Source organism: Companilactobacillus sp. HBUAS59699 (assembly GCF_036913575.1).
GTDB lineage: Bacteria > Bacillota > Bacilli > Lactobacillales > Lactobacillaceae > Companilactobacillus.
This window is the reverse complement of sequence record NZ_JAYKTV010000002.1, coordinates 603,359-617,264: the sequence shown is the minus strand read 5'-3', so window position 1 is coordinate 617,264 and position 13,906 is coordinate 603,359. Positions and strand designations below refer to the sequence as shown.

10 protein-coding genes are annotated in these 13,906 nt (G+C 39.5%); 4 read left to right on the top strand and 6 right to left on the bottom strand.

Annotated features, from left to right (window positions below):
- Positions 1–131: 131 nt before the first annotated feature.
- Together U8519_RS06540 and U8519_RS06535 are read right to left on the bottom strand one after the other, a co-directional pair.
- Entirely contained in the window at positions 132–1,673 is a 1,542-nt protein-coding gene (locus U8519_RS06540; protein ID WP_334329499.1) for an ABC-F family ATP-binding cassette domain-containing protein, read from the bottom strand.
- A gap of 85 nt (positions 1,674–1,758) precedes the next feature.
- Positions 1,759–2,985: an LCP family glycopolymer transferase gene (locus U8519_RS06535; RefSeq protein WP_334329498.1), complete on the bottom strand. Its 1,227-nt coding sequence runs from the start codon at positions 2,983–2,985 to the stop codon at positions 1,759–1,761.
- Between the two features lie 237 nt (positions 2,986–3,222).
- On the opposite strand from U8519_RS06535, the gene U8519_RS06530 reads away from it, so the two are divergent.
- From U8519_RS06530 to U8519_RS06520, 3 genes are read left to right on the top strand one after another with little or no spacing between them, the layout of a single operon-like run.
- Complete coding sequence (locus U8519_RS06530; protein WP_334329497.1) at positions 3,223–3,975, top strand: threonine/serine exporter family protein; 753 nt, start codon at positions 3,223–3,225, stop codon at positions 3,973–3,975.
- Positions 3,976–3,988: 13 nt separating this feature from the next.
- Positions 3,989–4,444 carry a threonine/serine exporter family protein gene (locus tag U8519_RS06525; protein WP_334329496.1) on the top strand — a complete coding sequence of 152 codons (456 nt, stop codon included), beginning with the start codon at positions 3,989–3,991 and terminating at the stop codon, positions 4,442–4,444.
- Between the two features lie 60 nt (positions 4,445–4,504).
- Positions 4,505–5,959, top strand: a complete 1,455-nt coding sequence (locus tag U8519_RS06520; RefSeq protein ID WP_334329495.1) for an amino acid permease — start codon at positions 4,505–4,507, stop codon at positions 5,957–5,959.
- A gap of 48 nt (positions 5,960–6,007) precedes the next feature.
- Here U8519_RS06520 and U8519_RS06515 read toward each other — a convergent pair whose 3' ends face one another.
- Together U8519_RS06515 and U8519_RS06510 are read right to left on the bottom strand one after the other, a co-directional pair.
- The gene (locus U8519_RS06515) at positions 6,008–8,686 is read right to left on the bottom strand and encodes a transglycosylase domain-containing protein (protein ID WP_334329494.1); all 2,679 of its coding nucleotides are present in this window, start codon (positions 8,684–8,686) and stop codon (positions 6,008–6,010) included.
- Between the two features lie 8 nt (positions 8,687–8,694).
- On the bottom strand, positions 8,695–9,981 hold the full coding sequence (locus U8519_RS06510) for a hypothetical protein (protein WP_334329493.1): 1,287 nt from the start codon (positions 9,979–9,981) through the stop codon (positions 8,695–8,697).
- 74 nt (positions 9,982–10,055) lie between these two features.
- On the opposite strand from U8519_RS06510, the gene U8519_RS06505 reads away from it, so the two are divergent.
- Positions 10,056–10,982, top strand: a complete 927-nt coding sequence (locus tag U8519_RS06505) for a hypothetical protein (RefSeq protein ID WP_334329492.1) — start codon at positions 10,056–10,058, stop codon at positions 10,980–10,982.
- A gap of 58 nt (positions 10,983–11,040) precedes the next feature.
- On the opposite strand, the gene U8519_RS06500 is transcribed toward U8519_RS06505, so the two are convergent.
- A complete protein-coding gene (locus tag U8519_RS06500; RefSeq protein ID WP_334329491.1) occupies positions 11,041–12,327 on the bottom strand; it encodes an adenylosuccinate synthase in 1,287 nt (428 codons plus the stop codon).
- A 198-nt stretch (positions 12,328–12,525) separates the two neighbouring features.
- Positions 12,526–13,905, bottom strand: coding sequence for a replicative DNA helicase (gene dnaB / locus U8519_RS06495; RefSeq protein WP_334329490.1), 1,380 nt, complete (start codon positions 13,903–13,905; stop codon positions 12,526–12,528).
- Position 13,906 lies beyond the last annotated feature (1 nt).

The following is a 13,906-nucleotide window of genomic DNA, read 5'->3' as shown; positions in this document are numbered from 1 at the left end:
TTTTTTAAATTAATTATTTAACAACTTGAGAACAAGAAGCTCTGAAGTCGTTGTCGCCGTTGCTGTATCGCAACAACAGGTAATATATTACTATTGAAGTAACACCTTTGCAAGTACTTTTTGAAAAAAAGTTAATTTTTTTTGATTTCTTCGATATCAAGCACTTTATCGATCCAATCACTACTGTAAAAATCCTCTTCGTGAGTGACTAGAATCATTGATCCATCATAGTTTCTAAGCCCTTTACGTAAAGCAGCTTTACTCTCATCGTCCAAATGATTAGTTGGTTCGTCCATGAATAGAAAGTTGGTAGGATCAAACATTAGATCAGCTAATTTGACCTTAGTCTGCTCCCCACCAGAGAGTGAACGAATGTTAGACATGATCTGTTGATTAGTCAATCCCGTTCGAGCTAGGACACGACGAATCTCTTTACTATCCTTATCAGGGTGATCACGACTAACGATCTGGAATGGTGTTTCCATATTGTTGTTCCAAACTAAATCCTGCTTAAAGTAACCGATCTTGACTACTTCTGAAAAATCAAAGTTACCTTCGATCGGTTTGATCTTACCTAATAAAGTCTTGATCAAGGTCGACTTACCGATACCGTTGAATCCTTTAATAACCATCTTCTCACCACTAACGATCGAGAAGTTGAGTTTTTGCTCGAATAAGGCCTTATCATAACCAATCTTGAGGTTATTGACTTCCAGAACCATTCTAGAGCTTGGTATTTCAGCATAGGGGAAACCGAAGCTTCCGATAGTCTTATTCCCTGGAGGTGTCAAAACATCCATATGGGCTAGTTGCTTTTCACGACTCTTTGCACTTTTAGAGCGACTACCAGCTTTGAATTTTCTGATATAGGCTTTAGTTTTAGCGATTTTTTCTTGTTGTTTAACGTAAGCTTTCATGTAAGTCTCTTTATTCGCTGACTTTTGCTTTTGCACTTGTTTCAAATTACCAGTGTACTTAGTGATCTTACCGAATTCAATATCAGCTACACAGTTAACGATCTTATCCAAGAAGTTATAATCGTGGGAAATAACGATGAAGGCACCATCGAAGTCATTCAAATAGTCGGATAGCCATTCAATATGGTTAGTATCCAAATAATTAGTTGGCTCATCTAAGAGGATCATATCTGGCTTCTCCAAGAGGATCTTTGCCAAAATAATCTTTGAACGTTGACCACCACTAAGCTTAGAAACATCGTGGTCGTAACCAATGGCATCTAATCCTAGACCCGTGGCAACTTGTTCGATCTTAGTATCTAGTTCGTAAAAGTCGTTCGCATCCAAAATTTCTTGTAGTTTCCCTGCCTTTACAAGATCATCTTCATCGGGATCATTCATATAGATCTCAGTTAATTTGTCATTTGCTTCATATAGTTTGCTAAAAGCTGTCTGTAAGTATTCTTTGACAGTCATCCCTTCAACCAACTTAGCCTGCTGATCCAAATAACCGATCGTCAAATGTTTTTGCCAGGTGATCTTACCTTCGTCAGGTTCGATCTGTCCTGTCAAGATCTTGATGAAAGTCGACTTACCAACTCCATTCTGACCAGTGATCCCCAAGTGATCTTCTTTATTCACTTGTAAACTTGCATCGTCATACAATCTCTTGTCCAAGAATTGCTGCGTCAAGTTATGTACTTCTAAAACGCTCATATTAAATCTCCTTATGTCTCTTAACACCATAACAAAAGGCTGAAACAATTACATGTTTCAGCCCTCATGTTATTTTTATCTACTATTAATAGTTATTTGGACCTGATCCAGTAAAACTGTGCTCAGGTTCAGTTCTTTCGCTACTGGTAGTACTACTACTACTTGATGTTGTGGAACTCATTTTTATCTCGTAATTTTGTGTCTGAGTTCCTGTGTACTCAAATGAAAAACCAAGCTTCTCATTATACTTGTTGAGTTTAGTCTCTTGATTATCCAAAGTTTCTTCAGATAGATCCAACGACTTCCTCAACTTATTCGATACTCGTTGTAATTCTTTAGTTGGAGCAATCTCGTATGAAGAACCACTGATCATTGATCCATATCCTTGAAGATGATCTGAGCCGATCTTCTTAGCTGCACCACTATAATTCAAGAACATCGATTGCATGTCCGTAAAACTAAGGTTAGTTGTCATTGAATTAGAAATACTATCTAAGACTTTTTGATAACGTGTGAACGTCTTCGCCGAAGCTGCACTCTTAATGATAGCTGTGATAACTTGACGCTGACGTTTTTGTCGACCATAGTCACCTTCAGGATCTTCATATCTCATTCGAGAATAATCCAAGGCTTGTTTGCCATTCAAATGCATCTTGCCCTTCTTGAAATGTGATTCTTTTTCACCAGTATCACCGTAAGAAAAGCTGAACGGCACATCCACGTCAACACCGCCGACAGCATTAACGATCTTCTTCAATGAATTAAAATCGACTTTAACATAATAATCGATTGGAACGTTCAAGAGTTTTTCAGTTGTAACGACTGCACTCTCTTCATTACCAACGTTATAAGCTGAGTTGATCTTAGCGATCTTGTGAGTATTATTACCCACACCCTTCCAAATTTGAGCCATCGTATCACGTGGTACAGATACCATAGTAGTCTTATTTGTCTTAGGGTTGACCGTTACAACGATCATTGTATCGGAATTACCACGATAATCAGTCTCAGTATCTCTGACACCATTATCAGTCGTATCAACACCTAACAGTAAGATTGAAACGGGCTTCTTGTTACTGATCTTAGCTGAGGGTGCTTTGCCATCGAGGGCTTTGTACGTATTTCCCAGAGAATTTTGGGCTTGAGCATACAATCTGAATCCGTAAGCACCAATAACAAAGAAAGCTACTAACAGTGCCAATCCCATTACTTTTAAGAAAGGATGGTTGCCACCACCGCCATTGCCGCTAGACAAGGCACTGTTCCTAGATATCTTTCTTTGTTCTCTAGACATATTATTATTATTGTCCATATTAAACTCCAATTAGTGTATCCGAAATTACAAACTACCTTTTTATTATATATAGATAGAACACAATTATACAGCCCAATTTGATTAACAAATTAAACCAGGCAGACAAATGCATTAGACACTATTATAAAAGTTTAATCAAAACTGTCAAATTTACCCTCAAAAATCAGAATGACGTTATAATTTTAAATAACGATAATTACTTTGTCTAAATCCCGATTGAATAGGGGGTTACTAATGATGAGGAAGACTAGTGCTCAACAAGTATCCGAACTGTGTCTAAAAACAGGTTATCTTTTGATCAGCGGCGGTGCAGAATCGTACCGGATCGAAGATACAATAGAAAGAATTGGCAAATCTCTCGGTCATCAAGTCAACTGTTACGTTACCGTAACGGCGGTTTTCGTTGAAGTTGACGATCATAATTCTAAATTCATCAAGTCGACTCTCGGCGGGACTAATCTGCAGATGATTGACGATATCAATACGATGTCACGTAAATTGGCTGAGAAAAAACTCAGTCCGAAAACTTTTACTGAAGAGATCGAAAAAATTTATCAAGATAAACATACAACGGATTTTCCTTTTTATTTGAAGGCGATCGGGGCTGGTTTTGTCTCCATGGCACCGATGCTGGTCTTTACGATGCCGTTGTATTACTTCTTATATTGTTTTGTTGTCGGTACGATCGGTTACGGGGTCTCATACTACTTGGCCAAACTATCAAGTATGCCCTACGTTGATCTATTTATCTCTGGATTCGTCATTGCTATTCTTTCTATCTTATTGAGTCGCTTCAACTTAGTCGACCAATATCATAATATAATCATCGGAGCTATCATGCCACTGGTTCCAGGAGTAGCGATCACTAACGCTATTAGAGAATTAGTCATGCGTCACGCCTTGAGTTCAGCTGTTAAATTACTAGATGCCTTACTGGTTGCCAGCAGCATCGGTTTTGGCATCGCCACCGCTTTGATCTTATTCTAAGGAGGCCCACATTATGTTGGCAATTTTGTTGAATCTCGCTTTGAGTTCCGCATCAGCGATCGGATTTTCGTTGATTACGAATGCCCCACATCGTGCCGCCGGGATCATCGGGGTAACCGGTGGTTTAAGTTGGACGATCTTTTGGGTCTTAAAAAACTGGGCTCATGTCAATATCCTATTCGCTAATTTTGTCGGTGCACTGACGATCGGACTACTAACTTACTATCTTTCACGAAAATTCAAATTACCAGAAAACATTATTTACATCCCTTGTCTCGTCAATCTTGTTCCTGGGGGCAACGCTTATCGAACTATTCTTTATATGGTTCAGAACAAATACATCGATTCTTTGGAACAAGCTATTACAACTTTTTTGATTGCCTCTTTCTTGGCAGTTGGATTATTCTCGGCCCAATACTTGATCTCACTAGTAAAAGGAATTATCTATTTTCGAAAAATAAAACGTTAATTTTTAGGTTCAATTGACATTTGTTTACTGTATAATCTTCCTTCGTAGGAGGATATTTTCATGCCAGAAACAAAGAATAATGCGAAGACCTTCAGATGGTGGAACATTGCCTTAATCGGTTTTACTTCTGTCTGGGGGTTGAATAATGTTATCAATAACTTCGCCAATCAAGGCTTAGCTGTTGTAACATCTTGGATCTTAATAATGATCTTATACTTTGTCCCATACACTTTAATGGTTGGACAATTGGGATCAGCTTTTCAAAATTCTGGTGGTGGAGTTAGTTCATGGATCAAAATGCTTTCCAACAATAAACTAGCTTACTTCGCCGCTTGGACTTATTGGGTGGTTCACGTTCCATATTTAGCTCAGAAACCACAAATTATCATGATCAGTCTCAGTTGGCTGTTCAAGGGGAATGGATCGTTCGTTAACTCGGCCTCTCCATTACTAGTTCAAGGACTCAGTTTGGTGATTTTCCTTGCCTTTGTCTGGATTGCCAGCAAGGGAGCTGCGACACTGAACAATATCGGTAGTATTGCCGGAATTGCCATGTTCGTTATGTCAATGCTCTTCATCATCTTGGGTGTCAGTGCACCTTTTATCACTCACGTTCAAATCGCTACACCGAATATGTCTGATATTCATACTTATATACCGAAATTCGACATGCAGTACTTCACGACTATTTCGATGTTAGTTTTTGCCGTTGGTGGGTGTGAAAAAATCTCGCCTTACGTTAATAAGACCAAAAATGCTTCTAAAGAATTCCCTCTAGGAATGATCATCCTAGCGATTATGGTTGCTGTTTCAGCCATTCTGGGATCATTCGCTATTGGGATGATCGTTGATTCAAACCATATTCCAGCCGACTTAATGGCTAATGGTGCTTACCAAGCTTTCCAATTCTTAGGCAACAGTTTCCACGTCGGTAACTTGTTCGTCTGGGCGTTCGCCATTACGAATACCTTAGCTTCAGCTGCTGCTCTAGCCATCTCGATCGATGCGCCGCTTAGAATGTTACTCGATGACGCTGATGCTAAGTACATCCCTAAGGCGTTGAGCAAGAAGAACAAAAGGGGTATTGCCATCAACGGTTATTACATGACGGCTGCCTTAGTTTCTATCTTGATCATCGTACCAGCACTTGGTATCAACGGAATGAATGACTTATACAACTGGATGCTTAACTTGAACTCAATCGTGATGCCAATGCGTTACTTATGGGTATTCCTGGCATACATGCTTTTGACGATGCAACTGGATAAGTACAAGTCAGACTATATGTTTGTTAAGAACAAGTACGTTGGCTTTGGATTCGGTCTATGGACCTTCTTCTTAACTGCCTTCGCCTGCATCATGGGTATGGTACCTAAGATGAATATGGCACAAGATCCAAGTTCTTGGTGGTTCCAATTAGCACTTAACATCGCTACCCCAATTATCTTTATCTTATTGGGCTTGATCTTACCTGCGATTGCTAAACGAACTAATGGTCCACAACTTAACGCTTAAAACACAAAAACGACTTCTCTTAATTGAGAGGTCGTTTTTTTAGTACGATTAATCATTGGTCGATGAAGAACTAGTGGAACTACTATTAGAATCAATATTCAATTTCAGATCCGGTGCATTACCACCGTAACTTCTGATCTCGTTCATAATGTCGATCAACTTTTGCTTTTGATCTTCCTTGTCAGAATCGTCGTTCTTATAAGCATCCTTGACCTTTTGCAGTTGCGCATCATATTGCGTCTGTAACTTGGCAACTTTATTCTTTCGTTCTGCTTCACGTTGATCTTCTAGCTCTTCTTTTTGAGCATCGTAGCTGGCAATCTTCTTATTATCCTTTTCAGATTGGAACATTGCCTGACTCATATTCAGATCCTTTTGCAGTTGCAAGATCTGGTCATTGAACTTGATCTTAGCACTTTGACGTTTAACATTAGCGTTCAAATAACGGATTTTTTGAATCTGATCCAGCTTCTTATCATATTGTGACTGCTTCTTGATCGGTGATTCATTGTATTTGTCGATAGCTTTTTGAACTTTGCGTTCACGACTGAATTCTTCTTTTTTGGTTAGATGATAGATGATGCGATAGTCCATATTGTAGAGTCGCTTGTCATTCTTGGTTTCTTGAGCTTTATTAAACTTCTCAAAATTAGTATCGATCACATCTTGAATACTTGGTTTCTTATTGCTCTTGACTACCGTTAGATCATTGCCACTGACTTTGATCGTACTTGGCTTCTTGAAATCAGTATCCTTTTCCTTCAACTGATCGACTAAATATTCACCTTCAGCCTTGAAAGTCGACATTGGCAAGGACTGTTCTGCCCCTGTCAATGTGGAAGCAACGTCATTTCCTGTCCAATTAGCAATCGTGAAGTCTTTGGTCATCCCTACAAAGTAAGAATCCTTAGTATTATCAGTTGTACCCGTCTTACCAGCTGTATGACTGTAATTATCCAAGGCCGCAGCCTTACCGAGGCCATCACTAATTACTGACTGCATGACATTGATCGTCATGTAACTAGCATCGGCCGTATAAATCTTTTTCTTCAAGTGAGTATTCTTGTAAATATAACGTTCATGCGCCGTATCGTAAATACTATTCAAGTTACTTGGGTGAATGAACTGACCACCACGAGAGAAAGTGCTGTATCCTGACGCCATTTCAGTAGTCGTCACACCATAGGTGAAACCACCGATTGCTACGATTGGATTGTTATCTTGCGGTACCAGTCTAGCAAATTCCATCTTAGTCAAATCATTGTAGTAATCATGACTCGTGTCTTCCGAAGCTAATTTGAAAGCAACAGTATTGATAGAATTCTCCAAGGCGTGACGAACGGTCGTCTTACCAGTATATCCGTCATACCAGTTCTTGATAGCTCGACCAGATTCCGCATTGACAGCCGAATCGATCACCGTACTCTGTGGCAAATAGCCGCGTTCAAAGGCTGGTGCATAGGCTGTCAGTGGTTTAGCACTAGATCCTGGCTGACGATAGCCCATAATAGCACGGTTGACTTGATCGCCATCAGTAGTTCGTCCACCTACGACGGCAATGACATCCCCCGTCTTGTTGTCGATCACTGTACTTGACACTTGTGGTGCCAACTTACCGTGCACATCACGACCAGTATAAGCAGCGTATTGCTTCTTGACGATATTTTCGATTTGATTTTGTAGCTCCATGTCGATCGAGGTGTGAATGCTGTAACCACCATCCATCAATTCACCATGGGCACGTTCATAAGCTTGCTGATACTCGGTGTTGTATTGCTTACGTTGGGCATCGGTATCGAATTTGTATTTCATCGTGAATCCAGATGACTTCATCAATTCCTCCGTCGCATTGTAGACGGCATAACTCAAGGCATAGTTATTCGAGATGTCATTATCATACTTGTGCTCGTTAACTTTGATGCCTAAGGGACGTTTTCTAGCGTTACGGTAAGTGCTCTTACTGATCACACCGTTTTTGTAGAAGATGGACAAGACCATGTTGCGCCGCAACAGAGAGCGTTGTGGATAGTTGACCGGATCGTAATAAACTGGGTTATTAGGGATGCCGACTAACATAGCTATTTTATCAATCGATAAATCCTTTTGATCCTGTGAAAAATAATAATTTGCTGCAGAGCTGAATCCATATGATCCGTGCCCCATATAGACATCATTGATATAGAACTCAAGGATCTGCTTCTTCGTAAATTTTTTCTCTAACTGCTGAGCAATGACCATTTCCTTGAGTTTACGATTAACCGTCTGCGATTGATCTTTTAGAACGACATTCTTGACTAATTGCTGCGTCAAGGTCGAACCACCTTCAATTCTACGACGCAGAATCTTAGCCACTAATGAACGTAAAATAGCATAAGGATCGACCCCGTGATGAATGTAAAAACGTTGATCCTCGACCTTAACCAAGCCCCTAGTTATCTTCGGATTAATTTCATTTATCGGTGTATAATCAGAACTCGATTGTGACAACTTCTTGATAACTTTACCGTTACGATCATATATAACGGTACTGTTCTTTGGCTTAAAGTCGCTCTTTGTCAGCCCTTGACTGTAAGAATAACCGTCAGCAATATTGTTCTTAATATCATAACCATACTTAGCCCAAAATAAACCGGTACCGACTAAGATCACAGCAATAATAATTAAGATGACCCAAGGCCATTTTCTATGTCGTTTAATGTGTTTCCTGTGAAGATTCGTTTCTCTCATAATGACTCCTAATTAACATAGAATGTAATACCTGATGAAACGTCAGATTTTAGACTCGACAAGTCCGATGAACTGATCTGCATACCATTGTTATAACTAGATCCACCAGCGTAGATGAAACCGATCGTATTGCCATTACTGAAGTAGATCGAACTCGTCAATGCACTGTTGTTCTTGAACCAGAAGACTGGTGTGGCTGAGTTGAAGTCAGCTGTAGTATTGTCGGCATTACTTACACCTAAGTCTGACAGGTCATCACTCGAAGCACTGGAGACGTATTGACCGAAGTTACTATTACTACTGTCAGTGATGATAGCGTCGGATGACCCAGCTGAAACGATCCGCTTGATAGTATATTTGCCCTTACTTACTTGTGAATTAGAAACACTGATATAACCATCTTGTGCCACATACTTGCTGCCAACTTTGGTCATCAGTGCTAAGTTATTCGAACTGGAATCATAATATAGAACATACTTACCAGTAAGTCCGGCTGCCGTCAAAGCATCTTCAGCATCACTGGAGAAATCAAGACTAGAAACAATGTCTACCTGAGCAGGCGTATACTTCTCAGTCAATGGAGAATTACGTAACTCCTCTAATTCTTGCTTAGCAGCGGCAACCTGTGTACTCTCTCCTTGATGACTAGCATAATAGTCACGCATCTTTTTTACAGCTTCGGTCCATTGTTTCTTGACCGATTTATTTTTGATCAGTTTATAATACGTACTAGACATCGAGACCTTCTTAAAACTCAAACTGGAGTTATCTTCATTGAAGGCATCCCAAACTTTAGAAATATACTTATCCGCATCTTGCGTCTGTTCATACCAGATCTGAATCGTATCTAATTTATTACGTAGTTTTTGATAAACATCTTGGTTTTTTTCTTTTAAAAGATTCTTATCCAGACTATTGATAGTCTCATTAGTCACGTCGTTTCGGTAATCATTCTTACCATCGTACAATTTAGAAATATCTCTTGCACGTTGCTTGCGAGCTTTAACGTAAGTCTCTAGCTGATCGTACTTCTTAACGTTGTCGGCCGAGACCACATAACCGTCTGAAACATCAATCAACTTACCGATAGCATCCAGGGAATGATAATCAAGATCCGTCTTCAAGACTTCCAATTCCTTATCCTGATACTGACTGGATATTTTGGAAGTCACAACCGCATTGACGACTCCACGTGAAAGCATGACAAAGAATATTACGGCAGTAATAATTCCCACTGCCGCAGCACCGATCAGCATATAATCTTTGCTACCCCTTAAATCTTTCTTATCTTTCATTATTTTCTCCAAATACGCATATCTTTTTGTATATTATATATATTAAGGTAACACACTTACAAAGGGTGAAAAATTTGAAAAAATTAAACAAAAAATATATCAAATGGTTAGTTTTACTCGGACTAGTTATCATTATTGGTGCAGCTTATGGCTTCAACGTCTATAACATCAAGAATAAGACCGTCGACAAGATCTCTAGTTTGACGATCCCCTTTTCACTGATAGTTAATCCCAAGAATATCGACGAAGGTATCACACCGAAGTCGATTTCTCTTAAAACTGGCGACATGGAAAAGACTAAATTAAAGGCTATCAGCTTAGTGTCAAAGATCAATGATGATTACCAAAATACTAAGCAACTAGACTTTTTGTCTAGTGATCAAGAGAAATCTCTACTAAAAAAAGTCCATAAAAAGTCTCATCGTTATATTTACCAAATGACCTTATTAAACTTCGGTCGTGACAGCCACGGCAATTACATTACTGTCAGCTGTAATCGCTATGACGACACTAAAAACATCGTCAGCTACCGGTATCGTCTCTATTATAAGGATGATAATATTACCTCAGCTAAATACCTCAATACCAAGTCAAACAAATTCCCACCTAAGTACGTGATCGAAGATACTGAACTAGGAAATTCTGGGATCGATCAAGCGAAGTCATTTATGGAACGAGTCAAAACTACGATCATCAATTCCAACTTAACTATGACTAACGCAACTGATCCTGGTGATTTCAATCAACTATCGCTCAACTTAGGACTGAATCCAGATGATAGTAACAATGGTCTCTACAATTTAGCTAGAAACTCTAATTCACGAGTAACCAACTTCGGGATTGTCGGTTATCAACTATCCGACGTACCAAGATACTCTAGGATATATTTGAAACAACAGACTAAAGATACTAGTTACTACTACACCCTGACCTTCAACCGTAATAGTAGTAAATTTGTTAAATTCCAACGAGGAATTATTTCGACTGACAATAAAAATTAATACTAAAAAAGTCTTTGTAGACATAAAATCTACAAAGACTTTTTATTTTTACAAATTATTAAGCATTCCAAACATCATTTACTTCAATTGTTTGTTCACGATCTGGACCAACTGAAACTGTAGCATATTCAACGCCCAGTTCATTCTTCAAGAAGTCTAAGTAATCTTTGGCTTGTTGTGGTAATTCATCAAGACTCTTAACTTGAGTAATGTCATCATCCCAACCAGCGAAGGTCTTATAAACTGGCTTGCATTGAGCCAAGATGTTCAAGTTAGCTGGATATTCATCAATGATCTTACCGTTCAAGTCATAGCCAGTACATACTTTGATCTCCTTCAAACCTGTCAATACATCAAGACAGTTGAGTGATAGGTGTGTCACACCAGAAACATTAGCTGAGTGACGTAATACAACAGTATCTAACCAACCGACACGACGAGGACGATGTGTAACTGTTCCGTATTCATGACCAGCTTCACGTAAGAAGTCACCAGTTTCATTCTCTTGTTCTGTTGGGAACGGACCAGCACCAACACGTGATGTATAAGCCTTAACAACTCCAATCACGTTATCGATCAATGGTGCACCGATACCAGCACCAGTTGTAACACCACCAGCTGGATTAGATGAAGTAACGTATGGATAAGTACCATGATCGATATCGAGCATGATTCCTTGTGCACCTTCAAATAATACATTCTTACCGGCTTTTAATTCACGGTTCAAATAAGCAGAAGTATCGATCACACGATCCTTCAAACTTTGACCGATCTCATAAAACTTGTTATAGATAGTATCAAAATCCATTGGTTCAGCACCATAGATCTTAGTGAATAATTCATTCTTTTGTTTAAGATTCTCAGTTAATTCTGCTTTGAAAATATCTTTGTCCAAGACATCAGCCATACGGATACCAACACGGGCAGCTTTGTCCATGTAGGCAGGTCCGATACCACGATTAGTTGTACCGACTTTAGAGTTACCTCTGGCTTGTTCTTGGCACTTATCTAATTGAATATGATAAGGAAGGATCAATTGAGCACGATTTGAAATCTTCAAGTTAGTTGTATCAACACCTTGATCATGTAAGCGTTGCAACTCTTCAGCTAGAGATTCAAGATTCAAAACCACTCCATTACCGATTACACTAGTTTTATCTGAGTACAAAATACCTGATGGTACTGATCTCAATTTATAAACATTACCGTTGAGATTCAATGTGTGTCCAGCATTATCACCACCTTGATATCTGGCAATAATATTAGCTTCTCCACTAAAGTAATCAGTAATCTTACCTTTACCTTCGTCACCCCATTGGGTTCCTACTACAACAACTGTTGTCATATCCAATTCTCCTCTTGCACTTTGTATTTTGGGATCTTGGTTCGTTTAGTTTCCTATGTATGTTTTGTTCCGCTCTCTATCCGAAACGAGCTGCGAAAGCCAGACTTCTGCGCTTACTACGGATAAGTGATGCACCAACTTCGTTGGCACCTCCCATATCCTAGGTAATGCTCAAAGTCTCCCGGCTTTCTCCGCTCTCTAATTTTCGGGGATATTAGCGATCGAAGAAAACTTATTATAGGATTTCACGAACAATAGCTTTGCTGTTCCACGAGGACCCGAACGATTTTTTCCGACGATGACTTCGACTTCACCGACATCTTGGTCCTCTTGATTTTCAGGTTCACTATTATTATCATCACCATCTTCATCTCGATAATAATCATCACGATATAAGAAGGCAACAATATCAGCGTCCTGTTCAATTGAACCAGATTCACGGATATCTGACAACATCGGTCGCTTGTCTTGACGCGCTTCAACACCACGAGAAAGCTGTGATAGCGCGATTACTGGCACATGCAATTCTTTTGCTAATTTTTTTAAGTTACGCGAAATAACTGACACTTCTTGCTGTCGATTCTCTTGTCCGGTACCTTCGATCAATTGTAAGTAATCGATGATGACCAAATCTAACTTGCCGGTTTCTTTCAAAAGTCGCCGACATTTTGATCTGATCTCAGCCATTTTCGAACCAGGTGTGTCATCAATATAGACGTTAGTTCTGGATAAACTTCCCATCGCTACAACCAAACTATTCCATTGATTTTCGTCTAATTGTCCAGTTCTGAGCGAATTAGCATCAATACTTCCTTCTGAACAGAGCATACGATTGACTAATTGTTCCGCACCCATTTCTAGTGAGAATATGGCAACTGTCGCTTGATCCTTGGTAGCAGCATTCTGAGCCAAATTAAGAGCAAAGGCAGTCTTACCCATACCAGGACGAGCAGCTAAGATAACCAACTCATCCTTATGCAAACCAGTCGTCAATGCATCGAGATCCTTGTACCCAGTCGACAGGCCAGTAACGTCAGAATCTTGATCGTACAGGCGATCGATTTCTTCAAATGATGACTTCACGACATCCGAGATCTTACGAAATCCTTTGTGATTCCGATTTTCAGAGACATCCATAATGTCACGTTCTGATTGATCAATGATCGTATCAAGATCTTCATCTTCATCAAAACTGCGGCCGACAATATTTGTCGCCGCATTGATCAGTCTTCTTAAAACTGACTTATTCTTGACGATCTTAGCATAGTAAGCCGTGTTAGCAGCAGTTGGCACTGCATTAGCTAGATCAGCTAAATAACTAACACCGCCAATATCCTCGATCTGATTCATCTTATCTAATTCATTTTGAACCGTCACAACATCGACTGGTTCCTCACGGTCATTCAAATTGACCATGGCTTGGAATACTAATTGATTAGCATGTTGATAAAAATCATCCGCTTCAACGTACTCCATTGCTTCAACTAATGCGTCTTGACTAAGAAATACCGCTCCTAAGACGGCTTGTTCAGCATCCTTGTCATTGGGCGGTATTCTTGAAGTTATATCATTATTCATT